The organism is Plantactinospora sp. B24E8, assembly GCF_039871735.1.
Taxonomy (GTDB): domain Bacteria; phylum Actinomycetota; class Actinomycetes; order Mycobacteriales; family Micromonosporaceae; genus Plantactinospora.
In genome coordinates, this window is record NZ_JBDPMH010000003.1 from 16,931 (window position 1) to 42,622 (window position 25,692).

Annotated in this window: 24 protein-coding genes; 15 read left to right on the forward strand and 9 right to left on the reverse strand. The window is 70.6% G+C overall.

Features of this window, described 5'->3' with window-relative positions; all coding sequences use genetic code 11:
• Position 1: 1 nt before the first annotated feature.
• From ABGB21_RS06270 to ABGB21_RS06295, 6 genes are all read left to right on the forward strand, one after another.
• Positions 2–940 (forward strand): F0F1 ATP synthase subunit gamma, encoded by a 939-nt coding sequence (locus ABGB21_RS06270; RefSeq protein WP_347651075.1) that lies wholly within the window; start codon positions 2–4, stop codon positions 938–940.
• Complete coding sequence (gene atpD / locus ABGB21_RS06275) at positions 940–2,370, forward strand: F0F1 ATP synthase subunit beta (protein WP_347651074.1); 1,431 nt, start codon at positions 940–942, stop codon at positions 2,368–2,370. The genes ABGB21_RS06270 and atpD overlap by 1 nt, the downstream gene beginning before the upstream one ends.
• A 314-nt stretch (positions 2,371–2,684) precedes the next feature.
• Positions 2,685–3,902: an LCP family protein gene (locus tag ABGB21_RS06280; RefSeq protein WP_347651073.1), complete on the forward strand. Its 1,218-nt coding sequence runs from the start codon at positions 2,685–2,687 to the stop codon at positions 3,900–3,902.
• Between the two features lie 260 nt (positions 3,903–4,162).
• Positions 4,163–5,410, forward strand: coding sequence for an LCP family protein (locus tag ABGB21_RS06285; protein WP_347651072.1), 1,248 nt, complete (start codon positions 4,163–4,165; stop codon positions 5,408–5,410).
• 111 nt (positions 5,411–5,521) lie between these two features.
• Complete coding sequence (locus ABGB21_RS06290; RefSeq protein WP_347651071.1) at positions 5,522–5,803, forward strand: F0F1 ATP synthase subunit epsilon; 282 nt, start codon at positions 5,522–5,524, stop codon at positions 5,801–5,803.
• A 12-nt stretch (positions 5,804–5,815) separates the two neighbouring features.
• The gene (locus ABGB21_RS06295) at positions 5,816–6,253 is read left to right on the forward strand and encodes a DUF2550 domain-containing protein (protein ID WP_347651070.1); all 438 of its coding nucleotides are present in this window, start codon (positions 5,816–5,818) and stop codon (positions 6,251–6,253) included.
• Positions 6,254–6,321: 68 nt separating this feature from the next.
• Here ABGB21_RS06295 and ABGB21_RS06300 read toward each other — a convergent pair whose 3' ends face one another.
• Positions 6,322–6,930 carry an SAM-dependent methyltransferase gene (locus ABGB21_RS06300; RefSeq protein ID WP_347651069.1) on the reverse strand — a complete coding sequence of 203 codons (609 nt, stop codon included), beginning with the start codon at positions 6,928–6,930 and terminating at the stop codon, positions 6,322–6,324.
• Positions 6,931–7,095: 165 nt separating this feature from the next.
• Here ABGB21_RS06300 and ABGB21_RS06305 point away from each other — a divergent pair, with 165 nt between their 5' ends.
• Together ABGB21_RS06305 and ABGB21_RS06310 are read left to right on the forward strand one after the other, a co-directional pair.
• Positions 7,096–8,274 carry a histidine kinase gene (locus tag ABGB21_RS06305; RefSeq protein WP_347651339.1) on the forward strand — a complete coding sequence of 393 codons (1,179 nt, stop codon included), beginning with the start codon at positions 7,096–7,098 and terminating at the stop codon, positions 8,272–8,274.
• Positions 8,271–9,071, forward strand: coding sequence for a response regulator transcription factor (locus ABGB21_RS06310; protein ID WP_347676731.1), 801 nt, complete (start codon positions 8,271–8,273; stop codon positions 9,069–9,071). The genes ABGB21_RS06305 and ABGB21_RS06310 overlap by 4 nt, the downstream gene beginning before the upstream one ends.
• Before the next feature lie 96 nt (positions 9,072–9,167).
• Here ABGB21_RS06310 and ABGB21_RS06315 read toward each other — a convergent pair whose 3' ends face one another.
• Positions 9,168–9,599, reverse strand: coding sequence for a VOC family protein (locus ABGB21_RS06315; RefSeq protein WP_347676733.1), 432 nt, complete (start codon positions 9,597–9,599; stop codon positions 9,168–9,170).
• On the reverse strand, positions 9,586–10,158 hold the full coding sequence (locus tag ABGB21_RS06320) for a cob(I)yrinic acid a,c-diamide adenosyltransferase (RefSeq protein WP_347651066.1): 573 nt from the start codon (positions 10,156–10,158) through the stop codon (positions 9,586–9,588). The genes ABGB21_RS06315 and ABGB21_RS06320 overlap by 14 nt, the downstream gene beginning before the upstream one ends.
• Positions 10,159–10,222: 64 nt before the next feature.
• On the opposite strand from ABGB21_RS06320, the gene murA reads away from it, so the two are divergent.
• Complete coding sequence (gene murA / locus ABGB21_RS06325; protein ID WP_347677161.1) at positions 10,223–11,662, forward strand: UDP-N-acetylglucosamine 1-carboxyvinyltransferase; 1,440 nt, start codon at positions 10,223–10,225, stop codon at positions 11,660–11,662.
• A gap of 59 nt (positions 11,663–11,721) precedes the next feature.
• On the opposite strand, the gene ABGB21_RS06330 is transcribed toward murA, so the two are convergent.
• The gene (locus tag ABGB21_RS06330; RefSeq protein WP_347676735.1) at positions 11,722–12,291 is read right to left on the reverse strand and encodes a MarR family winged helix-turn-helix transcriptional regulator; all 570 of its coding nucleotides are present in this window, start codon (positions 12,289–12,291) and stop codon (positions 11,722–11,724) included.
• Positions 12,292–12,396: 105 nt separating this feature from the next.
• Here ABGB21_RS06330 and ABGB21_RS06335 point away from each other — a divergent pair, with 105 nt between their 5' ends.
• Positions 12,397–12,960 carry an NAD(P)H-dependent oxidoreductase gene (locus ABGB21_RS06335; RefSeq protein ID WP_347651064.1) on the forward strand — a complete coding sequence of 188 codons (564 nt, stop codon included), beginning with the start codon at positions 12,397–12,399 and terminating at the stop codon, positions 12,958–12,960.
• A 92-nt stretch (positions 12,961–13,052) separates the two neighbouring features.
• Here ABGB21_RS06335 and ABGB21_RS06340 read toward each other — a convergent pair whose 3' ends face one another.
• Complete coding sequence (locus ABGB21_RS06340; protein WP_347651063.1) at positions 13,053–14,501, reverse strand: hypothetical protein; 1,449 nt, start codon at positions 14,499–14,501, stop codon at positions 13,053–13,055.
• A 225-nt stretch (positions 14,502–14,726) separates the two neighbouring features.
• Here ABGB21_RS06340 and ABGB21_RS06345 point away from each other — a divergent pair, with 225 nt between their 5' ends.
• Positions 14,727–15,575: a 3-hydroxyacyl-CoA dehydrogenase family protein gene (locus ABGB21_RS06345; protein WP_347651062.1), complete on the forward strand. Its 849-nt coding sequence runs from the start codon at positions 14,727–14,729 to the stop codon at positions 15,573–15,575.
• A gap of 47 nt (positions 15,576–15,622) precedes the next feature.
• On the opposite strand, the gene ABGB21_RS06350 is transcribed toward ABGB21_RS06345, so the two are convergent.
• From ABGB21_RS06350 to ABGB21_RS06360, 3 genes are all read right to left on the reverse strand, one after another.
• The gene (locus ABGB21_RS06350; RefSeq protein ID WP_347676737.1) at positions 15,623–16,474 is read right to left on the reverse strand and encodes an ABC transporter permease; all 852 of its coding nucleotides are present in this window, start codon (positions 16,472–16,474) and stop codon (positions 15,623–15,625) included.
• 22 nt (positions 16,475–16,496) lie between these two features.
• Complete coding sequence (locus tag ABGB21_RS06355) at positions 16,497–17,345, reverse strand: ABC transporter ATP-binding protein (RefSeq protein ID WP_347651060.1); 849 nt, start codon at positions 17,343–17,345, stop codon at positions 16,497–16,499.
• Positions 17,346–17,410: 65 nt separating this feature from the next.
• Positions 17,411–18,040, reverse strand: a complete 630-nt coding sequence (locus ABGB21_RS06360) for a DUF4126 domain-containing protein (protein ID WP_347651059.1) — start codon at positions 18,038–18,040, stop codon at positions 17,411–17,413.
• A gap of 73 nt (positions 18,041–18,113) precedes the next feature.
• Here ABGB21_RS06360 and nucS point away from each other — a divergent pair, with 73 nt between their 5' ends.
• Positions 18,114–18,773 (forward strand): endonuclease NucS, encoded by a 660-nt coding sequence (nucS, locus tag ABGB21_RS06365; RefSeq protein ID WP_347651058.1) that lies wholly within the window; start codon positions 18,114–18,116, stop codon positions 18,771–18,773.
• Between the two features lie 75 nt (positions 18,774–18,848).
• Here the strand turns inward: nucS and ABGB21_RS06370 are convergent, their stop codons facing one another.
• On the reverse strand, positions 18,849–22,130 hold the full coding sequence (locus ABGB21_RS06370) for a glycosyl hydrolase (RefSeq protein WP_347676739.1): 3,282 nt from the start codon (positions 22,128–22,130) through the stop codon (positions 18,849–18,851).
• A gap of 139 nt (positions 22,131–22,269) precedes the next feature.
• On the opposite strand from ABGB21_RS06370, the gene ABGB21_RS06375 reads away from it, so the two are divergent.
• The 3 genes from ABGB21_RS06375 to ABGB21_RS06385 all read left to right on the forward strand — a co-directional run bounded on the left by ABGB21_RS06375 (position 22,270) and on the right by ABGB21_RS06385 (position 25,634).
• Positions 22,270–23,268, forward strand: coding sequence for a LacI family DNA-binding transcriptional regulator (locus ABGB21_RS06375; protein WP_347651056.1), 999 nt, complete (start codon positions 22,270–22,272; stop codon positions 23,266–23,268).
• A gap of 201 nt (positions 23,269–23,469) precedes the next feature.
• Positions 23,470–24,366, forward strand: coding sequence for an NAD(P)-dependent oxidoreductase (locus ABGB21_RS06380; RefSeq protein ID WP_347651055.1), 897 nt, complete (start codon positions 23,470–23,472; stop codon positions 24,364–24,366).
• A complete protein-coding gene (locus tag ABGB21_RS06385; RefSeq protein ID WP_347676741.1) occupies positions 24,363–25,634 on the forward strand; it encodes an enolase C-terminal domain-like protein in 1,272 nt (423 codons plus the stop codon). The genes ABGB21_RS06380 and ABGB21_RS06385 overlap by 4 nt, the downstream gene beginning before the upstream one ends.
• The last annotated feature ends 58 nt before the right edge of the window (positions 25,635–25,692 follow it).

A 25,692-nucleotide genomic window follows, 5' to 3' on the forward strand; every position in this document is an offset into this window, starting at 1 on the left:
CGTGGCTGCCCAGGTTCGCGTTCTTCGTCAACGGATCCGCTCGGCGAAGTCGATGAAGAAGATCACCAAGGCGATGGAGCTCGTCGCGACGAGTCGGCTCGCCAAGGCCCAGTCCCGGGTCGAGGCCTCGCTGCCGTACGCCCAGGCCATCACCGGCGTGCTCACGGCGCTGGCCTCCAACGCGAGCATCGACCACCCGCTGTTGACCGCCCGGCCGAAGGTGCGCCGGGCGGGGGTGGTCGTGGTCACCAGCGACCGTGGTCTGGCCGGTGGATACACCTCCAACGCGGTCAAGGCGGCCGAGTCGCTGATCGCGCGGCTGCGGGCCGACGGCAAGGAGCCGGTGCTGTACGTGATCGGCCGCAAGGGGGTCGGTTACTACCGGTTCCGGCAGCGCAAGGTCGAGGCGAGCTGGACCGGCTTCTCCGAGCAGCCGACCTTCGAGGACGCCAAGCAGGTCGGTGACACGCTGGTCAAGGCGTTCGTCTCCGGCGCGGACGACGTCGACGGCGGCGGCCCGGGCATCGACGGGGTGCTCGGCGTCGACGAGCTGCACATCGTCTACACGCAGTTCAAGTCGCTGATGTCCCAGACCCCGGTGACCCGGATCATCGGTCCGATGGAGGTCGAGACCCGGCCGCGCAGCGAGGCGAACACCCCGCTGCCGGCGTACGAGTTCGAGCCGGAGGCGGAGGCGCTGCTCGACGCGCTGCTGCCGAAGTACATCAACACGCGGATCTACGCGGCGTTGATCGAGTCGGCGGCGAGCGAGTCCGCCTCGCGTCGTCGGGCGATGAAGAGCGCGACCGACAACGCCGAAGAGATGATCGAGAAGTACACGCGCGAGATGAACTCGGCCCGCCAGGCCGGCATCACCCAGGAGATCAGCGAGATCGTCGGCGGCGCCAACGCGCTGGCCGCGTCGGGAAGTGAAGTGTGATGACTGCTCCAGTTAAGACCGCGACGGGCCGGGTGGTCCGGGTCATCGGCCCGGTCATCGACGCCGAGTTCCCGCGCGATGGCATGCCCGAGATCTTCAACGCCCTCCAGCTGGACGTGGAACTCTCCGGCGGGCGCAAGACCCTCACCCTGGAGGTCGCCCAGCACCTGGGCGACAACATGATCCGGGCGATCTCGATGCAGCCGACCGACGGTGTGGTCCGGGGCACCGAGGTACGCGACACCGGTTCGCCGATCACCGTGCCGGTCGGTGACGCGGTCAAGGGTCACGTCTTCAACGCCATCGGCGAGGTGCTGAACCTCAAGGAGGGCGAGAAGTTCGAGGCCTCCGACCGCTGGGTGATCCACCGCAAGGCGCCCGCCTTCGCGGACCTGGAGCCGAAGACCGAGATGCTGGAGACCGGCATCAAGGTCATCGACCTGCTCGCCCCGTACGTCAAGGGTGGCAAGATCGGCCTGTTCGGCGGTGCCGGCGTCGGCAAGACGGTGCTCATCCAGGAGATGATCACCCGGGTGGCGAACAACTTCGGTGGTACCTCGGTCTTCGCCGGTGTGGGTGAGCGGACCCGTGAGGGCAACGACCTCATCCACGAGATGACCGAGTCCGGCGTCATCGACAAGACCGCGCTGGTCTACGGCCAGATGGACGAGCCGCCGGGCACCCGGCTGCGGGTGGCGCTCTCCGCGCTGACCATGGCGGAGTACTTCCGGGACGTGAACAAGCAGGAAGTGCTGCTCTTCATCGACAACATCTTCCGGTTCACCCAGGCCGGTTCGGAGGTCTCCACCCTGCTCGGCCGGATGCCGAGCGCGGTGGGCTACCAGCCGACCCTGGCGGACGAGATGGGCGAGCTGCAGGAGCGGATCACCTCGGTCCGGGGCCAGGCGATCACCTCGATGCAGGCGATCTACGTGCCGGCGGACGACTACACCGACCCGGCGCCGGCCACCACCTTCGCCCACCTCGACGCCACCACCAACCTGGAGCGGTCGATCTCCGACAAGGGCATCTACCCGGCGGTGGACCCGCTGGCGTCCTCGTCGCGGATCCTCGCCCCGGAGTTCGTCGGCGCCGAGCACTTCGCGGTCGCCTCCGAGGTGAAGCGGATCCTGCAGCGCTACAAGGACCTGCAGGACATCATCGCCATCCTCGGTATCGAGGAGCTGTCGGAGGAGGACAAGCTCACCGTCGGCCGGGCCCGTCGGATCGAGCGGTTCCTCTCCCAGAACACGTACGCGGCCGAGGTCTTCACCGGCATCAAGGGCTCGTACGTGCCGGTCAAGGACACCGTCGAGGCGTTCAAGAAGATCGCCGAGGGTGAGTACGACCACTTCCCCGAGCAGGCGTTCTTCATGTGCGGTGGCCTGGACGACCTGGAGCGCAACGCCCGCGAGCTGATGAAGGACTAGTTCGAGGGCCAGCTCACACGACAGGACCGCGTCGGTTTCGTCCGACGCGGTCCTTTGTCGTTTCTGCTGGTCGTGGTCAGGTCGTCCCAGACCTTTCTTCGTCCTTGACCCGTTTCCGACCCTTTCGTAACGCGTTATTAACGCGGACCGCCGTTGGCGGTCAAGCAAATCCGGCGTTAATCTCTGCAACGTCTCTGCCCGGTGGGCTCGTCCTTCTCTACGGGGCGCTACGAACGGAGAAGCTGGTGAGTGAAGGCGGCAAGGGCGGAGGCCGACCGGGCGGGAGAGCCGGCCGCCCGAACCGGGAGTACCCGGTGCTGAGGCAGCCCGGTGGCCGTTCGGACGCCGCGCGACCCGGTGGTGTCGAGGCGGGCCCGGTCCGCGAAGGCAGGGTTCGCACCGGCAAGGGGCGGGCGGGGCAGGGCGGGCCGGCGAAGGAGAAGAAGTCCCGGGCGCCCCGCTGGGCCCGGCTCTGTACGATCTTCGGCGCGGTGCTCGTGGTCCTCAGCGGCGTGTCGCTGGGTGGTTTCCAGATGGCGCTCGCCCGCTTCGAGGGTGCGGTGACCGAAGCCGACCTCTTCGGCGACGAGGCCGGTGCTGGGGCGCCGAAGGTGGCGGACATCAAAGGCCCGCTGAACATCCTGCTGGTCGGCATCGATCCCCGGAACCCGGAGACTCCGCCGCTGGCCGACTCGATCATGATCCTGCACGCCAACGCGACGCTCGACTCGGCGTACCTCTTCTCGCTGCCCCGGGACCTGCTGGTCCAGATCCCGCGGTTCGACAAGGCCAACTACCCCGGTGGCCTGGAGAAGCTGAACGGCGCGATGGCGCACGGCAGCAAGGTGCCGGGCGAGTTGCCGAGCGCGGCGCAGGGCTTCGAACTGCTCTCCCAGACGGTCAGCAAGGTCACCGGGATCAAGCGGTTCGACGCGGGCGCGATCATCAACTTCGGCGGCTTCCAGAAGATCGTCGACGCGATGGGCGGTGTCACCATGTACATCGACCAGAACGTCAAGTCCGAGCACAAGCAGCCGAACGGCAAGCAGCGCACGCTGAAGCCGGGCGGCGGCGGTTACCTCGGTCCGCAGAAGGAGTACAAGAAGGGCACCCGCCACCTGGAGGGCTGGGAGGCGCTGGACTACGTCCGGCAGCGGTACGGCCTGCCCAACGGCGACTACGACCGGCAGCGGCACCAGCAGCAGTTCGTCCGGGCCATGGCGGACCAGGCGCTGAGCAAGGACGTGGTGACCAATCCGCTCAAGCTCGACAAGGTGGTGCAGGCGGCCGGGAAGTCGCTGATCTTCAGCGGTCGGGGCCACCGACTGTTGGACTTCGGCTGGGCCCTGCGCAACCTGCGCTCCGACACCATTCAGATGATCAAACTGCCGGGTGGCGGTGTGGTCGAGGGCGGCGACTACAGGGGCGAGCGGTTCGACCCGATCGCCGACGACTTCTTCGCCGCCCTGCGGGACGGGACCATCGACACCTTCGTGATGTCGAATCCCAAGCTGTTGAACAAGGTCAAGTGACCTGACCTGACGGGTCGACGCCGAGCGGTGGTGCCACCGCCGCCCGGCGCCGTCCCACCGTCGGGTCGGCGGGATCCGAGCGTCGCCAGACGCGGTCGGAGTCCGGACGCGTACCCACCGTGGTGGGCACGCGCGGCGCGCGTGCCCGTGGACAAGCCGCCGGCGGCGGAACGGATCGTGAAGGACGGGGCGCGCAGACCCGCGCCCGACCGGGCTGTACGGGTGAGGCGCGCCGGCAGAGGCGTGGGACGAACGGAGAGATGCGGGTGAGCGAAGGCGGCAAGGGCGCTGGCCGGTCCGACAGACGTACCCGTCGGTCGGACGGAAGCCGACCGGACGGCGGCGGTGGCGGTGGCAAGGGCTGGTCGAGCAGCGCGCGGACGATCCGGGAGGGTCGGCGGAAGAAGTCCACGGTGCCCAGGTGGGCCCGGGTCTGCCTGATCTTCGGGATCGTGCTCGTCGTGCTCAGCGGGGGCAGTCTGGTCGGGTTCGAGGCGGTGCTCGCCCGGTTCGAGGGCGCGGTCCAGCAGGAGGACCTCTTCGGGGACGAGGCGGCCGGGGTCACCGAGGTCAAGAAGGTGGACATCAAGGGTCCGCTGAACATCCTGCTGGTCGGTATCGACCCCCGGCGACCGGACGTACCGCCGCTGGCCGACTCGGTCATGGTCCTGCACGTGAACGCGTCGCTCGACTCGGCGTACCTCTTCTCGTTGCCCCGGGACCTGGTGGTGCAGATCCCTCCGTTCCAGAAGGCGAACTTCAGCGGTGACACGACCAAGTTGAACGCCGCGATGTCGTACGGCAGCCACAACCCGAAGAAGAACCTTCCCGACGCCGCCCAGGGCTTCGAACTGCTCTCGCTGACGGTCAGCAAGGTCACCGGGATCAAGCGGTTCGACGCGGGCGCGATCATCAACTTCGGCGGCTTCCAGAAGATCGTCGACGCGATGGGTGGTGTCACGATGTACGTCGACCAGAACGTCAAGTCCGAGCACAAGCAGCCGAACGGCAAGCAGCGCACGCTGAAGCCGGGCGGCGGCGGTTACCTCGGCCCGCAGGCGTCGTACAAGAAGGGCACCCACCACCTGGAGGGCTGGCAGGCGCTGGACTACGTCCGGCAGCGCTACCCGGAGAACGGGGTCACCGACGGCGACTACGGACGGCAGCGGCACCAGCAGCAGTTCGTCCGGGCCATGGCGGACCAGGCGCTGAGCAAGGACGTGGTGACCAACCCGCTCAAGCTCGACAAGGTGGTGCAGGCGGCCGGGAAGTCGCTGATCTTCAGCGGTCGGGGCCACAAGCTGCTGGACTTCGGCTGGGCCCTGCGCAACCTGCGCTCCGACTCGATCCAGATGATCAAACTGCCGGGTGGCGGTGTCTTCGAGGGAACCAGCTACCGGGGTGAGGCGTTCAAGCCGATCGCCGGGGAGTTCTTCGCCGCTCTGAAGGAGGGGACGATCGACACCTTCGTGATGTCCCATCCGGAACTGCTGAACAAGGTCAAGTGAGCCGGCCCGGCCCGGAGCGGACGATCCGCTCCGGGCCGGGCACCCGGCTGGGAGCGATGCTGGGAGCCGGACTAGAATTTGCCCATCCCGCCGCCGCAGCAAGGAGACAGCGTGGCACAGCTACAGGTCGAGCTCGTAGCCGTCGAGGAGAAGATCTGGACCGGCGACGCCGAGATGGTGGTGGCCCGGACGACCGAGGGCGAGCTCGGGGTGCTGCCGGGGCACGCTCCGCTGCTGGGTCAGCTCGCGGAGCCCGGACAGGTGCGGATCAAGCTGGCCGGTGGTGAGGAGCTCCGCTACGACGTGACCGGCGGATTCCTGTCGGTGACCGGTTCCGGGGTCACGGTACTGGCCGAGAGCGCCAGCCGCGTCACCGAGTCCGTAGCGCGCTGATCCGGGGCGTCGATGCTGGTCTTGCGATGGATCGGAGTCGGCGTCCTCGTCCTGCTCGTCGCGATCGCGGCACTCTTCATCCGCCGGGCCTGGGTCACCAGGTCCGGCGGAATCATTCGGCTCAGCGTCCGGGTCTCCACCCTCCTGGACGGCCGGGGCTGGTCGCCGGGGTTCGCCCGGCTCTCTGAGACCGAGCTCCGTTGGTACCGGATGTTCAGCCTCGCCGGGCCGAAGCGGGTGCTCTCCCGGCGTGGCCTCGCCGTCGAGCGCCGGCGGCTGCCCGAGGGTCAGGAACGGCTGATCATGCCCGCCGACTGGGTCATCCTCCGCTGTACCAGCCACCAGGCGCCCGTGGAGATCGCGATGGCGACGTCCACGGTCACCGGATTCCTCTCCTGGCTCGAGTCCGCCCCTCCGGGGGCGGTTTCTCATTTGGTGCTCCGGGACTGAGCCGACCCGCCGGGGCGTCACCGACCGGAACGGTCAGGAGATCGCCAGCGCGCTGCCGACCGGAACGGTCAGGAGACCCCGGTGTGCTGCCGGATCGGGCGGCGACAGTGGTAGACCACCGCCGGCGGCAGGTTCGCCCACACCGTGCCCCCGACCACCACCTCCTCGAAGAGTTCCCGCAGCATCCGGTGCAGTCGCCGGGCCGGTGGCGCCCACCGGGCGTGCTGGTAGGCGAAGGTGGTGAAGACGCCGTCGTCGGCGAGCGCCGAGACGACCGCGACCAGGATCTCCCGCTGCCGCTCGGCGGTGAAGACGGCCCAGGGCAGACCGCTGACGATCACCTCGGCCCGGGGCAGGTTCCGCTCGGCGAGCAGCCGGGCGACCGACCCGGCGTCGGCCTCCAGCACGTCGACCTCCGGATGCCGGCGTGCCAGCAGGTCCGCGAACATCGGATTGATCTCGAGCGCGAGGTGCCGACCCTGACCGGCGAGCCGCTGCTGGATCATCCTGGTGAACGACCCGGTGCCCGGTCCGAGTTCGACGACCAGCGGCTGACCGGTACGCGGAATGGTGGCGGTGATCCGCTCGGCGAGCGGCAGACTGCTCGGCGCGACCGCGCCGACCGCCAGCGGGTTGCGCGCGAACTGTGTCAGAAACGAGATCATCTCGGTGGGCACGGTCCGAAGCTAGGCGAACCGGGTCATCTCCGAGGTCGTACGGACGGCCGGTATACCGGCCACTCGGAGGAGGCGGCACGGCCGGTGGCAGGAGTAGCTGCTCCGCCCGCGCCTCCGTATCGTTGCCGGGTGCGGGAACCGCGAAGATGGTGGCCAGACGTGCTGATGGGACTTCTCGGCGGCAGCCTGGGCCTGGTCAAGATCGGCTGGCCGGTGGTGCAGAGTGAACCGCTCGCCCTGGTCGTCTCGCTGACCGCCGGGCTGGCCCTGCTGGCGGTCCGCCGCTGGCCGTGGCCGGTGCTGGTGGTGGAGTGCCTGCTGCTCGCGACCGCCAACTGGACCGAGCCGTTGAGCGGCGACGTCGCGCAGTGCGGTTCACTGATCGCACTGGGGTTGATCGCGTACACCGCCAACTGGCCGACGGCCACGGTGGCGCTCGGTCTGGCGTACGGGGCCTCGCTGGTGCACCTGATCGGACCGGGCAGCGAGGGACTGCTCCCCGGACAGCAGGGCTTCGTCCAGCTCGCCGGCTTCGCCGGGATCGCCGTCGCCCCGGTCGCCCTGGCCCGCTACCTGGGCGGGCTGCGCCGGGCCGCCCAGGCGGCCGAGGAACGGGCCCGCGAGGCCGAGGCACGGCAGGAGGTCCAGACCCGGGCGGCCCGGTTGGCCGAGCGGGCGGCGATCGCCCGGGACCTGCACGACATCGTCGCGCACCACGTCGGCGCCATCGCGCTGCAGGCGGGCGCGGCCCAGTACGCGGCCCGGCGTACCGGTCGGGTCGACGACGCGGTGCAGGCGCTCGGTGAACTGCGGATCACCGCCGGACAGGTGCTGGACGAACTGCGGGCGTTGCTCGAGGTGCTGCGGGATCCGGACGCGGTCACCGCGGGTGGCCCGCCGATCGAGCCGGAGCAGTTGATCACCGACGTCGAACAGCGGGTACGGGCGGCCGGGGTGGCGGTCAGCATGAGTCTGGCCAGCGACATCGGCGACGCCCCGCTGGTGGTACGGACCACCGCCGCCCGGGTCGTCCAGGAGGGGCTGACGAACACGCTGAAGCACGCCGGGCCGGGGGCGAGTGCCTCGGTCGACGTCCGGCCCGACGACACCGGCCTGCTGGTCGAGGTCCTCGACACCGGTCCGGAGCATCCCCGACCGAACCTGCTCCCGCCCTCCGGGCACGGGCTGGCCGGCATGCGGGAACGCGTACGCCTGCTCGGCGGCACCCTGCGGGCCGGCCCCACCAGCGCCGGTGGCTGGCGCCTCTCCGCCCACCTGCCGATCCGGGAGAAGACGACGTGCCGGCCGATCCGGACCGACCAGAGCGGCCGGGCGGGGCGATGATCCGGGTCCTCGTGGTGGACGACCAGGCCCTGGTCCGGGCCGGGGTCACCCTGTTGCTGCGGACCGCCAGCGGCTTCGACATCGTCGGCGAGGCCGGCGACGGCCGGGAGGCGGTCCGGCTCGCCGAACGGCTTCGCCCGGACGTGGTGCTGATGGACCTGCGGATGCCCCGGATGGACGGCATCGAGGCGACCCGGCGGATCCTCGACCAGCATCCCGCCACCCGGGTGCTGGTCCTCACCACCTTCGCCGACGACGCCAACATCTACGGGGCGCTCGGTGCCGGCGCGATCGGCTACCTGGTCAAGGACGGTGCTCCGGAGGACCTGGTCGACGCGGTCGGCCGGGCCGCCCGGGGCGAACCGCTGCTGGCCTCGGCGGTGCTGTCCCGGATCGTCAGCCGGGCGTTGCGGGCACACCACCAGGAGACCGAGCGGGAGGCCGACAACGCCCGGCCGTCGGCGCGCCGGCTGCTCAGCGTACGGGAGCGTGAGGTGCTGGCCCTGGTCGGCGCTGGCCTCTCCAACGCCGAGATCGCCGCCCGGATGCACCTGGGCGTGACCACGGTCAAGACGCACGTCTCGGCGGCGATGGAGAAGCTGGGGCTGCGCAACCGGGTGCAGGCGGCGGTGGTCGCGCACCGGCTCGGGCTGGTCGACGACGAGTTCCGTCCGGTCGATCCCGACGGCCGGGTCCGGACCGGGTCCGGTCGGGATTCCGGCCACCTCGGCCCGGGGCGGGACGGGACCGGTGACGACGGCGCCGGTGACGACGCCGACCCGCAGCCGGCACGTTGACCTGCCGGAGTGACGACGGCACGGCACGTTGACCTGCCGGGGTGACGACGGCGGCCGGACCCGGCCGGGCCACCACCGGCGGATGGCCGGCGCTGGTCAGTGACCGCCGGTGGGGACCGTGGCGCAGAGTTCCACCTCGAACCAGGCCCCGTCGGCCAGGTAGCCGGCGTAGTTGTCCGGCCCGCCGGCGTACGGGTGGCGGTCGGCGAAGAGCAACGTCCAGCCGTACGCCGGGGCTTCGGCGACCAGCCGGTCCACGACGGCGGGCGGGCCGGCGTGGAAGGCCAGGTGGTTGAGGCCCGGGGCGAGCCGGTCGTGCCGGCGGGAGGACAGCGCCGGCGACTCCTCCAACACCAGGTAGGTGTGGCCGAGTCGCCAGGACCGCCCGGCCGGCCAGTCCTGGAACGGGGTCCAGCCGAGTTCGCCGAGGAGCCAGCCCCAGCTCGTCACGGCACGGTCCAGCGCCGGTACCCAGATCTCGACGTGGTGCAGTCCGCCTACCGGTGGGACGGGGTCAACGCTCGCCACCGGGGACCCATAGCACATCGCCGTTCGGATTTGCCGTTCTTGCCAGGATGAAGAGCAGATCCGAGAGCCGGTTGAGATACTTTGCCGGAAGAGGACTGGTTCGATCCGCTTCATGAGTGACGAGCGCCCACGCGGAACGTTCCGCGCGGCGGGCGATCGTGCGGGCCACGTGCAGCAGCGACGCACCCGGAGTGCCGCCGGGCAGGATGAAGGAGTCGAGCTTGGCCAGTTCCGCGTTGAACTCGTCGCACCAGCCCTCCAGCCGGTCCACGTATTCCTGGGTGACCCGCAGCGGCGGGTACGCCGGTTCCGGCTCGACGGGATTGGACAGGTCCGCGCCGACGTCGAAGAGGTCGTTCTGGATCCGGCCGAGGACCACCCGGAGGCGCTCGTCGAGCTGGCCGAGGGCCAGCGCCACCCCGATCGCCGCGTTGCACTCGTCCACGTCGGCGTACGCGGTGATCCGGGGGTCGGTCTTCGCGACCTTCTCGTTGTTGGTCAGCCTGGTCGTGCCGGCGTCGCCGGCCCTGGTGTAGATGCGGTTGAGGTGGACGGCCATGACGCACAGCGTACGGATGTCGGCACCGACCACGTCCGCCCGGCCGGGCGCGGGCGGGGACCCGATGGCCGGAGCGGTCCAGGGCTGGCCGGACGGTACCGGGCCGGGGGGAGCCGACGACTCTACGATCTGCGACGTGGACGTGATCAGAGTCAGTGGCGGGGTCCGGCTGGCGGGCCAGGTGCACGTGGTCGGCGCCAAGAACTCGGCGCTCAAACTGATGGCGGCGGCCCTGCTCGCGCCGGGACGGAGCGTGATCACGAACGTACCCCGGATCACCGACATCGCCATCATGGGCGAGGTGTTGCGCCGGCTCGGCTGTGAGGTGTCGTTCGTCGACGACGTGGGCCCGGCGACGGTCGGCACCGGCACCGGCACCGGCACCGGCAGTGGCGTCGGGGCGGCGGGCGGCGACGGGGCCCGCTCCTGTTCGGTGGTGATCGACGTGCCGGAGGCGCCGGGCACCGAGGCGGACTACGACCTGGTACGCCGGCTCCGCGCCTCGATCTGCGTGCTCGGCCCGCTGCTGGCCCGCCGGGGGTACGTCCGGGTGGCGCACCCGGGCGGCGACGCGATCGGCTCCCGAGGGCTGGACATGCACGTGGCGGGGCTGGCCCGGATGGGTGCCGACATCTCCGGCGAACACGGCTTCGTCATCGCCTCGGCACCGCAGGGCCTGCACGGCGCCACCATCTGGCTCGATTTCCCCAGCGTCGGCGCCACCGAGAACCTCGTGATGGCGGCGGTGCTGGCCAGCGGGATGACCGAGATCGACAACGCGGCCCGGGAGCCGGAGATCGTTGACATCTGCACGATGCTGAACCGGATGGGCGCCCGGATCGAGGGGGTCGGCACCTCCACCCTGCGGATCGAGGGTGTCCCCGAGCTGCGGCCGGTACGGCACGCCACGGTCGGCGACCGGATCGTCGGCGGCACCTGGGCCTTCGCGGCGGCGATGACCCGGGGCGACGTGACGGTGACCGGGGTGAGCCCGGCCTTCCTGGAGATCGCGCTGGACAAGCTGGTCTCGGCCGGTGCTCTGGTGGAGACCCGGACCGACGCGTTCCGGGTGCAGCTGGACCGCCGGCCGTCCGCGGTCGACGTGGTGACCCTGCCGTTCCCGGGATTCGCGACCGACCTGCTGCCGATGGCGATCGGGTTGGCCTCGGTCAGCGAGGGGGCCTCGCTGGTCACCGAGAACATTTTCGACGGCCGGTTCATGTTCGTGAACGAGATGGCCCGGCTGGGGGCGGACATCAAGACCGACGGGCACCACGCGGTCGTCCGGGGACGGGAGCGGCTCTCCAGCGCACCGGTCCGGGCCACCGACATCCGGGCCGGGGCCGGCCTGGTGATCGCCGGGCTCTGCGCGGACGGCGTCACCGAGGTGTCCCACGTACACCACGTGGATCGTGGCTACCCGGACTTCATCGCGGACCTGCGGGCGCTCGGCGTCGAGGTCGAGCGGGCCACCGCGCCGGAAGAGCCGGCGTTCACGTTATGACCGCCCGGTGTCCGGCGACGGCCGGCTGCTCCCGCTCCCGTGCCGCTCCGGTGCGGGAGTCAGGAGTTGGCCGCGAGACCGGTGGCCCGGCCGTTCGCCGGGGCGGCCCGCCGGTTGTCGTCCGGCCCGTTCGGTGGCGCGGGCGGAACCCGGCCGTCGTCCGGATGGTTCGCGCAGATTCCGGTGGTCGCCAGGTTCTGCAGGGCGGTGGCGAGCTGGCGGAGGTCCAGACCCTCGAGGTGGTCGACGATGTGTCGCCGTACGCTCGCCAGTTGGGTCGGGTAGGCCTGCTCCAGCCGGGTCAGGCCGGCGTCGGTGAGGACGGCGTTCCAACCGCGGGCGTCCTCGACGCACCGTTCCCGGACGATGTAGCCCGGCTGCTCCAGCCGGCTGACGATCCGGGTCATGCCGCTCAACGAGAGGTCACAGGCGGCGGCGAGTTCGCTCATCCGCATCTGTCGGCCCGGGGCCTCCGAGAGGTGCTGCAGCGCCGAGTACTCGTTGAGCGACATCCGCTGTTCCCGGGACAGGTCGGCATCGAGTGCCCGGGGTACGACCAGGATGGCCCGGGCGAGGGCCCGGACCACCGCCTCCTCCTCGGGATTCAGCGGCGGCAGGGAGCCTGTCATGGAAACCACACTACCACCTCGGTTGCTTGACAAAGCAATAAAATCGCTATTTGCTTGAGTCGACAGCGCATGCAACTTGCGTAGATTTGGAAGGGAACAAGCAGTATGACCAGGATTGGGATCATCCTCGGTAGCACCCGGCCCGGCCGCAACGGTGAGGCCGTGGCCCGCTGGGTGCTGGACAACGCGGTCCAGCGCGGCGACGCGGAGTACGAGCTGGTCGACCTGCTCGACTACAAGCTCCCACACCTGGACGAGGCGATTCCGCCGTCCATGGGGCAGTACGCCCAGCCGCACACCCTGGAGTGGGCCGCCAAGATCGCTTCGTTCGACGGCTTCGTCATGGTGACTCCGGAGTACAACCACTCCACCTCCGGCGCGCTCAAGAACGCGATCGACTTCCTGTTCGCCGAGTGGAACCACAAGGCGGTCGGGTTCGTCAGCTACGGCTCGGTCGGGGGCACCCGGGCCGTCGAGCACCTGCGGTTGATCGCCGGCGAGCTGATGATGGCGGACGTCCGGACCCAGGTGGCGTTCGGGCTGGCCACCGACTTCGAGAACTACAGCGTCTTCAAGCCGGCCGAGTACCACATCGGCCCGCTGAACATGATGCTGGACCAGGTCGTGGCCTGGAGCGCCGCGCTCGCCCCGCTGCGCGCCGCGCAGTGACCCGACGGCGCCGCTGACCCGGCGCCGAGTCTGAACCGGGTACGGCGGTGGTCACGGAACCCTCCATCGCCGTACCCGGGACAGCGGCGGAGCTACCAGCGCCAGTTGCGCCAGGCCAGCAGTTCCGGATGGTTCCGGACGGCCGTGCCGGCCTGCCGGCCCAGACGGCCGAGCAGCGGCACCGTGAACCAGAGCAGCACCAGGGCGTAACCGGCGAGCGCGAGACGCTGCAACCCGGTCAGCGGCGGCGCCTCCATCAACGGTGCCCACAACGCGCTGTACTCCGGGGTGAAGTGGCAGAGCGCTTCCAGGTACCAGTTGTTGTCGTAGCAGACGAAGGGCCGGACCTGCCCGTACACCAGGCTGTTGGCCGCGCCCCAGACCGAGAGCAGGACGGCGGCGAGGGCGGCCAGGTTGGCCCACGGCCCGGCCCGCTCGGCGCAGAGGCAGACGGCCAGCCCCAGGCAGGCCGGCAGGATGGCGAAGAGGAAGAACCTCGGCCCCCAGTACATGCCGCCGTACCAGGCCCACCAGGACGCGTAGACCAGCACCAGGCCGGCCACGAAAACCGTCCACAGCAGCCAGAACGACCGGACGTCGTCGCCGGTCGTCCCGCCCTCCTCCCGGAGCCGTCGACCGATCGGCAGGAAGAGTCCGGGGGTGAACCAGAGCAGCCCCCGGCCGAAGGAGAAGAGGATGGCCACGACTCCGAGCAGGAACGGATAGGAGAACCCCGGCTCACCCGAGTACGGCATGACCGTCGGGCCGCCGCCGTTGTCCAGGTATTCACTGTGCAGTGGGCTGCCGAAGCGCAGCCACGCCTCGCCCATGATCACGAGCACCGCGGCCAGCGGTACCGCCAGGTACCGCAGCCGCCTCCGGCGCAGGCAGAGCAGACCGACGACCAGTCCGAGCGCCAGCAGGGTGGCCGGGGTGTTGGCGACCCCCAGCACCACCGCGACCCAGCCGCCGAACCGGGTCCAGCGTCCGGTCCAGGGCAGCGTCGCGGCGAGCAGCCCGACGCCGACCGTCATGGTGGTGAAGACCTCGCCGTAGAAGTCCTGCAGATGCGCGCCGATCATGCTGCCGGCGATCAGCAGCAGCAGGAACCGACGGAGCAGTCGGTCGTCGATCCGCCGGTGCAGCAGGGCGTGGATCATTGCCAGGCCGAGCGTGAAGAGCAGGAAGTTGTACTGGGCCACCACGGGCTGGGCGTCCCCGGCCCACTGGCCGACGAGCCAGAGCGGGGTGGCGAAGAGCGGCCCGATCATCGAGTACGCGTCGTCCGCCAGTTGGCGGTGCTCGAGCAGCCCGGTCAGCGCGTGGTAGCGGGCGAGGCCGTCGCCGATCATCTCGCCGCGCGGGGTGATCGCCAGCACCACCATGCCGAGCGTGATCAGGGCCCACTCCACCCAGGCGGTCACCCGGCCGGCCGGGCGGGCGTCCGGGGCGCCGCCGGGCCGGGCCGCGTCCGCGTCCCCGGCCTCGGCCGGGTTCTCCGGCTCCTCCCGGATGTCGTCGGCGACCGGCGGGTTCAACAACAGGTCCTCCTGCGGGTCAGTCCTGGGGGCCGGCCGCGTCGTGACGACGGCCACAGGCAGTGTGCCAAACATGGCCCGGGGGAGCCAGCGACGGAGCTGGATGGCGGTCGGTTCCGGCGCTTCCCGGGCCCGGGGGTGGTCGGGGTACGGGATCGCTCCCGGAGTGCCGGCCCGAGCGAGCGTTAAGGTGCTCCCAGAAGACAATCCAGCCGGAGGAGTGAGCACATGGCGGGTCGACTCGCGGTCATCGGAGCCGGGCTGATGGGGTCGGGTATCGCGCAGGTCGCGGCACAGGCGGGCTGGCGGGTGACCCTGCGTGATCTCGACGACGCCGCCACCGCCCGGGGACTGGCCGGCATCCGTACCTCGTTGGAGAAGTTCGCCGCGAAGGGCGTGATCGAGGCCGGTGACGTGGAGGCGACGCTGGCCCGGATCCAGCCGACGACGGAGCTGGAGGCGGCGGCGGACGCGGACATCGTCGTCGAGGCGGTCTTCGAGCGGCTGGAGGTCAAGCAGGAGGTGTTCCGGGCGCTGGACAAGATCTGCGCGCCCGGTGCGGTCCTGGCGACGAACACCTCGGCGATCCCGATCACCCAGATCGCGGCGGTGACCGGGCGGCCGGAGTCGGTGGTCGGCACCCACTTCTTCTCGCCGGTTCCGATGATGAAGCTCTGTGAACTGGTCCGTGGTTACAAGACCAGCGACGAGACGCTGGCCACCGTCCGGGCCTTCGCTGAGGAGATCGGCAAGACCGTGGTGGTGGTCAACCGGGACATCGCCGGCTTTGTCACCACCCGGCTGATCACCGCCCTGGTGATGGAGGCGGTCAAGCTGGTCGAGTCCGGCGTGATCTCCCCGGAGGACCTGGACACCGCCTGCAGGCTCGGCTTCGGTCACGCCATGGGACCGCTGGCCACCACCGACCTGACCGGGGTGGACGTGCTGCTGAACGCGACGAGGAACATCTACACCGACACCGCGGACGAGAAGTTCTTCCCGCCGGAGCTGCTCCAGCGCATGGTCGCCGCCGGTGACCTGGGTCGGAAGACCGGCAAGGGCTTCTACTCCTACTGACCGTCGACGCGGGCTGGGGTGTACGGGAGGTGGCCTTCCCCGACACCTCAGCCGTCGCGTCGGGTGGTCCAGCGGAAGGTGGTCAGGCAGAGCGCCAGACCGACCACGCACCAGACGGCGAGGACGATCGCGACCCGGCCGAGTTCGAAACTGCCGGCGGGTTCGGCGGCGGCGAACGTGTCGGGCAGGAAGACCGCGCGCAGCCCCTGGCACATCCACTTCAGCGGGAAGATCGCGGCAACCTGTTGCATCCAGGTGGGCAGGTCGGTGAAGACGAAGAAGACGCCGGAGATGAACTGGAGCACCAGGGCGACCGGGGTGGCCACCGCCGAGGCGCCGCGTCCGCTGCGGGCCAGGGAGGAGAAGGCGATCCCGCAGAGGGTGCAGGCGGTGGTGCCGAGCGCGGACACCCAGAGCAGGGTGAGCCAGCGGGCGGCGCTGTCGGGCAGGTCGAGGTCGAAGAGCAGGGTCGCGACCGCGAGCAGCAGGACCGTCTCGGCGAGGGCGATCAGTGCCACCATGATCACCTTGCCGGCGAAGTAGACCCACCTCGGCATCGGCGTACCGCGCAGCCGCTTGAGCACTCCCCGGTCGCGTTCGATCGGGATCTGGATCGCCAGGCTCTGGAACCCGACGGTCATCAGGCCGGTGGCGATCATGCCGGTGACGAAGTACTGGGTGAACCGCACCCCGCCGCCGATCTCGCCCTTGAAGATCGACGCGAAGATCAGGATCATCACCACCGGGAAGAGCATGGTGAAGACGACCGACTCCCGGCTGCGCAGGAACTGCCGTACCTCCAGCCGGCCCTGCCGGACCGCGAGGGCGAGCGGGCCGACCCGGCGGGCGCGCGGCGGTGCCGGCGCGGCGGCGGTCGGGGTGGTGGCGGTGGTGCTCATGCCCGGATCTCGCTTCGCTCGCTCATCGGTGCCCGATCATCCGTAGGTAGACGTCTTCCAGGGTGGGCCGGGTCACGGTCAGGCCCGGGACCTCGCCGCCGAACCGCGCGGCCAGTTCGGCGACCAGCGCCGTCGGCGTCGCGCTCTCCGCGCGCTCCACGGTCCCGTCCGGGGTACGCCAGGCGACGGTGGCCAGCGCATTTTCCCGGTCGCCGAGCCGGGCGGGGGTGGCCACCTCGACCAGCCGGCCGCCCGCGATCACCCCGACCCGGTCGGCCAGCGACTCGGCCTCGTCCAGGTAGTGGGTGGTCAGCACGATCGTGGTGCCGGCGGCGGCCAGGTCGCGGATCAGCTCCCAGAACTCGCGGCGGGCCTCCGGGTCGAAGCCGGTGGTCGGCTCGTCCAGGAAGAGCAGTTCGGGGCGCCCGACGATGCCGAGCGCGACGTCGAGCCGGCGCTTCTGTCCGCCGGAGAGGGTGTGTGTCCGGGCCCGTGCCTTGCCGGCCAGCCCGACCCGGTCGATGACCTTGTCCGGGTCGTCCGGGTTCGGATAGAACGCCGCGAAGTGGTGCACCACCTCGGCGACGGTCAGGTCGTCGAACTCGCCGGTGCCCTGGAGCACGATCCCGACCCGGGAGCGCCAGGCCGCGTCCGCCCGGTCCGGGTCGACGCCGAGCACGCTGACCTCGCCGGTGTCCCGACGGCGGTAGCCCTCCAGGATCTCCACCGTGGTCGTCTTGCCGGCGCCGTTGGGCCCGAGCAGGGCAAAAACCTCACCCCGGTACACCGACAGGTCGATGCCGCCCACGGCGACGTTCCCGCCGTACGCCTTGTGGAGCCCCTGTACGGAGATCGCCACCTGCTCGCTCATGGCATCAACTATGCGTGACGGCTCGGCAGCGGGGGACACCGGGTGTGTCCCGATGTCGAGCCCCGTCAGTACTCGACAAGCGTCTCGTCCCGGGCGGCCCGGGCCGCCTGCCGCTCCCGCCGGCGACGCCGCCGGCGGCTGACGATCCACCCGACAAAAAAGCCCAGCGCGACGATGAAGATCAGCACCAGGGCCGGGAAGAGGAGCGCGGCCAGCGAGGCGAGGATGCTCGTCGCGTCCTCGGCGGTGCTCGCCACCGGGGCGCCGATGCCGCCGGTACCGGCGTTGATCACCGGTCGGGCGGCCGCCTTCACCCCGTGCACGCCGAGCGCGATCAGCACCCCGGCCACGACCGGTACCCACTGGTGGGAGCCGAAGAACTCTCCCGGGTTACTCACGGTCACCGTCTCCGCGCCGGAACCCGCACCGAACGCCAGCCCGCCGGCGGTCGGCCGGACCACGGTCTGCACCAGATCGTTGACGTGGTCGACCACCGGCACCTTGTCGGCGACGATCTCGATCCCGAGAAGCACCACCAGGATCGCCAGTACCCAGCCGTTGGAGAGCCACTGCCAGCCGCCGGGCAGGGTGACCAGGTCGCTGAAGCGGGCCAGCAGGCCCACGGTGAGCAGGGGAATGTACGCGTTCAGTCCGGCCGAGGCGGCGAGACCGGTTCCGGTGAGGGCTTCCAGCACGGCATCCAGGATCGCACCGACTCGCCAGCCCGGCCCGCCGAGCGTCGCCGGCGGGCTCGGCTACCCTCGTCGGGTGCGGTTGGTGATTGCGCGGTGCTCGGTGGACTACGTCGGACGACTCTCGGCACACCTGCCGTTGGCGACCCGATTGCTGATGGTCAAGGCCGACGGGTCGGTCTCGATCCACGCCGACGACCGGGCGTACAAGCCACTGAACTGGATGAGCCCGCCGTGCAAACTGGAGGAGGCCCCCGGGGTGTGGCGGGTGGTCAACAAGGCCGGCGAGGAACTGCGGATCACCCTGGAGGAGATCTTCCAGGACACGTCCTACGAGCTGGGTGTCGATCCCGGGTTGCGCAAGGACGGTGTGGAGGCGCACCTGCAGGAGTTGCTGGCCGCCAGCCCGACCGAGTTGGGTGACGGGTTCACGCTGATCCGCCGGGAGTACATGACCGCGATCGGGCCGGTCGACCTGCTCTGCCGGGACGGCGCCGGGGCCACGGTCGCGGTGGAGGTCAAGCGGCGCGGCGAGATCGACGGGGTGGAGCAGCTGACCCGCTACCTGGAACTGCTCAACCGGGACCCGTTGCTCGCGCCGGTCTCCGGCGTCTTCGCGGCGCAGGAGATCAAACCGCAGGCCCGGGTCCTCGCGGCCGACCGGGGGATCCGGTGCGTGGTGGTCAACTACGACCGGCTGCGCGGCATCAAGCGCGACGAACTGACCCTTTTCTGACCTCTCACCTCGGTGCGGCGGGTCCGCCGGCGGCGGAGAGGGCCGGCCTCTCCGCCGCCGTCCAGGTGGGGGCTGTCAGGGGCGGTCGATCGTCCGGGCCCGGGTCGACAGGTCCACCTCGTCACCGCCCGGGGGCATGAGCCGCAGGGCGTGGAACAGACTCGGATCCTTCGCCTCGGCGACACCCCTGCCCCAGGTGCTCCAGCCGCGGCGGCCCGACCCGTCGTTCTCGTTGACCGCGATCGTGGCGGCCATGATCCGACTGGCCGGGTCGACCCCGACCGCCGCCCACGTCGCAGCCAGCTCGTAGGTCGTCGTTTTCGTCTGCTCGTCCCGCTTCACCACGGCCGTGACGCCGTCCGTCCCGCCGCCCACCGGCAGCCACCGGGTGAGGTCGACCGGTCCCACGTCGGTCAGGGCGCTGCCGACCTCCCCTACCGGCCTGCCGCCTTCGCCCGGCCAGCCGGGGGAGGACCCGACCTGGAGGCTGTCACCCTGCCAGATGTCCGTACCCCTGGCGGGCTGCGCGTGGACGTCGTCGACGAGCTGCGCCGTGAGGTAGAGCCGGCTGTCGTCGTGTGTGATCCACAGGCTTCCGCCGAGGTCCTGCGGGCCCTGCCATCCGGTGATCACCTGCTCGTCCTCCCCCAGCGTCTGCGCCGGGAGGTTCCTCAGGGCGGGATCCAGCACGCCGTCGACCTGAATCGTCTGGTACGGGACGTCCACCGCCACCGAACTCGCCGCCACGACGATGCCGCTCACGCTGTCGGTCGCAGGTCCGGAGACGGTCGCCGACCACGCGCCGAAGGCGGTGAGTGGAACATCCTGTACGGCCGTGGCTCCGCCGGCCACCTGCGCATCGGCGAGCACCGTTCCCTGCGAACCGCCGAGGGTCCAGGTGACGCCGTCGAGGCGTACCGCATGCGTGCCGCGGTTGCGAACCCGTAGTCGCAGCACGTCCGCGCCGGCGGCGTTCAGCGCGTGCTCACCCGTCAGCTGCAGTGCGGGAAGAACCTGCGCGGCAGCGGTGAGGACGCCGATCGCGTGACCTCCCTCCCGTACGACCGCGGTCCAGGTGCGCTGCCCGACCTGAGCGGGCGCGAGCGCCGCCGCGACGTCCTGCGTGGCCCCGGCGGGCACGGTCGCCTGCGTGGTCAGCCCGTCGGAGACGAGCGAGAGGGGGCGGGCCGACGTCCCCGTGTTGGCGATGTGCCAGGTGGCATCCGGCGCGCTGCCACCGACGGCACCCGTCACGGCCAGCGAGAACGGTGAGCCGGTCGTAACCGTGCCCAGTGCGCCCCGCAGATAGACCGGCTCCGCACCCACCGAGACGTGCACCCGTCCACTGGTGTCGGGCTCTACGACGGTCGTACCGCCGTAGAGGTTGGTGACCGTCACCGAGCCGGTCGCCTGGACGCTCCAGGTCTGCGGCGTCAGTGCCCACAGGGCCTGCATGCGGGTGTCAGCGGACTCGCCGGTACGTCGGCCGAACTCGACCCCGTAGCGGCCGGTGCCGAGCGACAGGACCGCGCGGACGGGACGCTCCGCCGTCTGACGTGTCAGTACGCCCTGAGCGGTGAACGCGGGCTTCGGGACGTACGCGCCACGAACGTCGGCCTCGTTGCGGATCATCCCGAAGTTGTGCTCGGGATCGGTCGGGTTCGTGCCGTCGTCCTTGAAGTCGTAGACGGTGTAGCGCCCGATCCCGTCGCCGAGGCTCAGCAGTTGTGCGCGCGCGAGGTTGCGGGCCTGTACGGCAGGCGTCACGCCGGGCGGGTTCGGCGTCGTGTACCAGCCGTGCTCGGTGAACCAGATCGGCAGGTCGGGGTGGCCCGCCGCGGCGAACTTCTGGCGCAGGGTCGCCACGTGGGTCCGGAACGTCTCCGGCTCGGCGGTGAAGTTGTACGGATGGGTCGAGAACGCGTCGAGGTGGTCGAGGCCGCCGGCGGAGATGAAGCCGTCGAGCCAGCCCTGCCAGTCGTTCATCGGCGCGAGGGCGGGCCCGGCCAGCGTCGCGTCCGGATGCGTCGCCTTCACTCTCGCGGCCGTCGCGGCGAGCAGCGCGACGTAGTTCTGCGGCGTCGCCCCCGCGGGACCGTTCACGTCGCGGATGTTCCACTCGTTCCACACCTCGTACGCCGCGTGTGCGGTGCCGAAGTGATCGACGGATGCCTGGGCGTACCCGGCGAAGCCGGCCCGCCCGGCGTCGGTCGCGGGTGCTTCTCCCGCGTGGTAGAGCGCGTTGCCGTAGTCGAGTATCTGCAGGAAGTCCACGTCGGTCGCGCGTAGCGCAGCCGTGGCGCTTTCGACCCGGGCGGGGAAGACGTACGTGCCTCTGACCCGTTCGACCTCCGACCAGTACGCCTCGTCGCGGGCGAAGCCGAGACCGGCCTTCCCGAGCAGGGGCGCGGAGGCCCCCGGCCAGAGGCCACCGTAGTGCGTCGCGGCACCGATGCGTCGTTCACGGACAGTGGTCGCGGGCAGTACCGAGACGTCCGTGCCGCCGTTGACGGTGGTGCCGTCGGGCTGGACTGCGGTTATGTCAACCGTGTACCAGCCGGTCCCGAGCGTACCGAGGGAGATGGTGTTTCCGAGCTGCGCCGGGGTGCCGGAGCCGGTGGCGACGACGCCTCCGTACGCGTCCCGTGCCGACCAGCGCAGTGACGTGGCGGCCGTGTCGACGCCGAACGACACGGTATCGCCGGTGGTGAATACGTTGCCGAGCGTGGTCGGCTTGATGGCGAGCGGGGGTGGTCCCTGGACGACAACGTCGTCGACGTCGAGCGTCACGGCGGGGCCGGGTGAGATGCGGAACGCGTCGATCAGCAGCGAGATCTGCTTCAGCGGCCCGTGCCACACGCCGTCATTGGCACCGCCCCAGTGAATGTACTGGGTTCCGCCCGCGAAGGTGGTGACCGACAGCTGCTGCCACTGCGTGCCGGGCGAGAGCGCGAGGGTCTGCTGGTGCGCCTGCCCGGTGCTGTCGACGAGGCGCAGGACCAGGCCGGTCAGCTGGGCGCTGCGGACCGAGAGGTCGAGTCTTCGCAGGTCGAGCGAGGGGATGCCGCGCGCCATCTCGACCGTCCCGCTCGGCGCGTTCGCCTGGATGCGGGCGGCTGCGGTGCCGCCCGCGGGCGCGTTGGTGGTGGTCGTCAGCGTCGCTGTGGCGCCGCCCGTGGTCACCGGGAACCACGGGGTGGTGCCCTGTTCGAAGTCACCGATCACGACGGGCCCGGGGTCGGCGGCGGCGGGCTGTGGGACGGACAGCAGCGCCGCGACGGCGGCGAGGGATGTCAGCAGTGCGAGCGTTCGGCGGGGCAGCGCCCTTTCGGAAAGCGGGGAGATTGTCCTGAGCATGAGCACTCCTCGATGGGGCATCGGATGACCACGATCGGGGGACGGGGAGGCTTTGCGGTGCGAAACCGGTTTCGCGGTTCGCCAATTTTTACCGGGTGGTCAAACTCTGTCAATGCCCCTGCGCCGGTATGCTTTCGGCATGGCGTCGAACCGCAGCGTCCGGTTGAGCGACATCGCGGCGATCGCCGGAGTGTCGATCTCCACCGCGTCCAAGGCCCTGAACGGGGGAGATCGGATCTCGGCGGAGACCCGGGCGCGGGTGCGCGAGGTCGCGGAGCGGCTCGACTTCCAGCCGAACGCGCTCGCCCGCTCCTTCGCGCTCGGACGCAGCCGGACCATCGGGGTCCTGACCTACCGCGCGACCAGTACCTTCGCAGGTCCGGTCCTCATCGGCGCGGTACTGCAACTCGGCGAACTGCAGCAGGCGTCTCTGGTATTCGACGAGGACCTGCTGGTCCCGCGCCAGATGACCAGGAGCATCCGGGCACTCCAGGCACGTCGCATTGACGGCCTTCTTGTCGTCGGGGACGGTCACGAACGCGTGTCGCACTCGGTGACGCACCATTTCGGCGTCCCTGTGACGTACGCGTTCGCCGCGTCGGACCATCTCGAGGACGTCGTCTACCTGCCCGACAACGAGGGTGCGGGGCGCCTCGCGACCCGGCACCTGGTGGCGACCGGGGCTACCCGGATCGCCCACATCACGGGCAGTCGGGACAGCATCGCCGTCCGCCTGCGTGAGCGTGGCATGCGGGCGGAACTGGAGGCTGCCGGGCTGGAGCAGGCCGGCGAGACCCGGCACGGGTCCTGGTCCCACGACTGGGGCGCCGCGGCGATGGCCGAGATGCTCGACTCCGGTGTCGAGATCGACGCCGTCTTCTGCGGCAACGACCACATCGGCCTGGGTGTGCTCGAGGTCTGCGCCGTGCGCGGCCTCCGGGTGCCCGCGGACATCGCCGTCGTCGGCGTCGACAACTGGGAAGGCGTCGTGCTGGATCAGGGCATCCGCCGGCTCACCACCGTCGACCTGGAGCTGCAGCGGCTCGGCCGACTCGCCGCCGCCGACGTCCTCTCGTCCGAGCGGACACCCGGCGAGCACCTCGTGACGCCGACCCTGGTGCTCGGTCCTTCCTCCTGACGGCCTGCTGGCGGCCTCCTGACGGCGCAGTCGCACCGTACGGCGTTCCTGACCGCACGACAGTCCTGAGCGGACTGTCATGCCTCGGTGTGCGCCGGAGCGGGTCGTCGGCATTCGACTGTTGACATCCTCCGGGGCGTGTGCTTCTCTGCTGCGAAAGCAGTTTCGCAACATCGTTTCCCGACAGTGAGGATCACCGGCGTGCCTGAGCTCATCCGACCTACCCGAGTGTTGGTCACCGGTGCCGACGGGACCGTTGGCCGGCCGACGGTCGAGGCGCTCGTCGACCGCGGCATCGCCGTCACCGCGCTGTCCCGTACCTGGTCCGCGCCGACCCCGGCGGACCGGGTCCTCACCGGCGACGCCGCCGACGAAGACCTGGTACGGGACGCGCTGACGGACGTGGACGCGGTCGTCCACCTGGCGGCGACGGCGCATCCCGACCTCGACACGCCGCGGGCCGTGTTCGTCGGGAACACCTCCGCGACATTCACGGTTCTCGCCTGCGCGGGGGAGGCGGGTATCCGCCGGGCGGTCATCGCCAGCTCGATCAACGCCTTCGGGATACCGATGAATCGGCACGACGTGATGCCGGCGTACTACCCGCTGGACGAGGCGTCGCCGGTGGCACACGACGACGCGTACTCGCTGTCGAAGTGGGTCGACGAGCGGATCGGCGCGTTCGCCTGCAGCCGCTGGGACATGACCGTCGTTGCGCTGCGCTTCCCGCTCGTCCGCGAACTCGCGGCGTTGCGGGACACGGTGCGGCGCATGATCGCGATACCCGGGGAACAGGCGCGCCTCGCGCGTGAGGGGTGGGCGTACCTGGAGATGGCGGATGCCGTCGACGCGATCCTGCGCGGCCTCACCCAGCCGATCTCCGGGATGCACACGCTGCTCGTGGCCGCGGCGGACACCATCCTGGACCAGTCCACCGAGGACCTGCTCGACCGCTACGCCGCCGACGTCGAACGCAGGCAACGCTTCGACGGGCGACGCGCGCCGATCGACACGTCCGCCGCACGCCGGGTACTCGGCTGGGCTCCCGTCGTCTCGCTCGCCGAGGGCGAGACATCCATCCTGGAGGCAACCGCATGAGCACGCAGGACGGGGCGTCCCCCTTCGCCCAGCCCTGGGAGGCGCCCGACGACGTACGCATCACCCGGGTCCGGGCGATCGCGACCGCGCCGGAGGGTATTCCACTGCTGGTCGTCAAGGTCGAGACGAGCGACGACGGCCTGTACGGGCTGGGCTGCGCCACCTTCACCCAGCGCTGGCACGCGGTCGCGACCTACGTGGAGGAGCACCTCGCCCGGCTGGTCGTCGGCCGCTACCCGGGCGACATCGAGGACCTCGTTCGCCTCGCCCGGTTCTCGTCCTACTGGCGGGAGGGCCCGGTCGGCAACAACGCGATCTCCGGGCTCGACCAGGCGTTGTGGGACATCGCGGGAAAACGGGCCGGGCGGCCGGTGCACGAACTTCTCGGTGGCAAGGTACGCGGAGCGGCCGACACCTACCTACACGCCGCCGGCGCGACCGTCGAGGACACGCTCGACCAGGCGGAACGTCTCCGGGATGAGGGGCTACGGCACATCCGGCTCCAGACGGGCCAGCCGGGTGCCGGGCACTACGGCGCCCCGGCGGTGCCGCACACCACCACCACCGACCATCAGTATCCGGGCGGCTGGGACGTCGAGGAGTACCTCCGGCGGACCCCCGAACTCTTCGCGGCGGCCCGAGCCCGGCTCGGCCCCGACATCGCCCTGCTGCACGACGTGCACTCGCGACTCTCACCGAAGCAGGCCGTCGTGCTCGCCCGCTCGCTCGAGCCGTACCGCCTGTACTTCCTGGAAGACGTCATCGCCCCCGAGCACTGGGACCGCCTGCCCGAGGTGCGGGCGGCCTCGCCGGTGCCCCTCGCGGTGGGCGAGCTGACCACCTCACTGACGGACGCGGCGCGCCTCGTGCTCGGCGGAGGCGTCGACTTCATCCGCTCCCACATCTCCGGCATCGGTGGCCTCACCGCGGCACGCAAGATCGCCGCCGCCGCGGAGTTGGTGGGCGTACGCACGGCGTGGCACGCCCCGGGCGACACGTCGCCGATCGGCGCGGCGGCCAACGTCGCGCTGGACATCACCAGCCCGGCCTTCGGCATCCAGGAAGGCCACGTGTACACCCCCGCCGTGCACGAGGTCTTCCCCGGGACGCTGCGTATCGAGCGCGGCTGGCTGCGCCCCAACGAGGCGCCGGGCTGGGGAATCGACCTCGACGAGGCCGCCGCCGCCCGGTTCCCCGCCGGGCTCTCCGGGCACGACGCGTGGGCTGCGCGGGTCCGGGGCCGGGACGGCGGACTCATCGCTCCCTGACCGGCGGCGCTCCCTGACCGGTAGTACCACCCACACCGAGTGATCCACCACCAATACT

Bases quoted from the DNA above. Each gene is read 5' to 3' on its own strand.
- ABGB21_RS06375 (WP_347651056.1), top strand. From the start codon at position 22,270: ATGGCGTCGAACCGCAGCGTCCGGTTGAGCGACATCGCGGCGATCGCC.
- ABGB21_RS06335 (WP_347651064.1), top strand. From the start codon at position 12,397: ATGACCAGGATTGGGATCATCCTCGGTAGCACCCGGCCCGGCCGCAAC.
- atpD (WP_347651074.1), top strand. From the start codon at position 940: ATGACTGCTCCAGTTAAGACCGCGACGGGCCGGGTGGTCCGGGTCATC.
- ABGB21_RS06330 (WP_347676735.1), bottom strand. From the start codon at position 12,291: ATGACAGGCTCCCTGCCGCCGCTGAATCCCGAGGAGGAGGCGGTGGTC.
- ABGB21_RS06310 (WP_347676731.1), top strand. From the start codon at position 8,271: ATGATCCGGGTCCTCGTGGTGGACGACCAGGCCCTGGTCCGGGCCGGG.
- ABGB21_RS06385 (WP_347676741.1), top strand. From the start codon at position 24,363: ATGAGCACGCAGGACGGGGCGTCCCCCTTCGCCCAGCCCTGGGAGGCG.
- ABGB21_RS06305 (WP_347651339.1), top strand. From the start codon at position 7,096: ATGGGACTTCTCGGCGGCAGCCTGGGCCTGGTCAAGATCGGCTGGCCG.
- murA (WP_347677161.1), top strand. From the start codon at position 10,223: ATGGCCGGAGCGGTCCAGGGCTGGCCGGACGGTACCGGGCCGGGGGGA.
- ABGB21_RS06320 (WP_347651066.1), bottom strand. From the start codon at position 10,158: ATGGCCGTCCACCTCAACCGCATCTACACCAGGGCCGGCGACGCCGGC.
- ABGB21_RS06295 (WP_347651070.1), top strand. From the start codon at position 5,816: ATGCTGGTCTTGCGATGGATCGGAGTCGGCGTCCTCGTCCTGCTCGTC.
- ABGB21_RS06370 (WP_347676739.1), bottom strand. From the start codon at position 22,130: ATGCTCAGGACAATCTCCCCGCTTTCCGAAAGGGCGCTGCCCCGCCGA.
- ABGB21_RS06350 (WP_347676737.1), bottom strand. From the start codon at position 16,474: ATGAGCACCACCGCCACCACCCCGACCGCCGCCGCGCCGGCACCGCCG.
- ABGB21_RS06355 (WP_347651060.1), bottom strand. From the start codon at position 17,345: ATGAGCGAGCAGGTGGCGATCTCCGTACAGGGGCTCCACAAGGCGTAC.
- ABGB21_RS06285 (WP_347651072.1), top strand. From the start codon at position 4,163: ATGCGGGTGAGCGAAGGCGGCAAGGGCGCTGGCCGGTCCGACAGACGT.
- ABGB21_RS06345 (WP_347651062.1), top strand. From the start codon at position 14,727: ATGGCGGGTCGACTCGCGGTCATCGGAGCCGGGCTGATGGGGTCGGGT.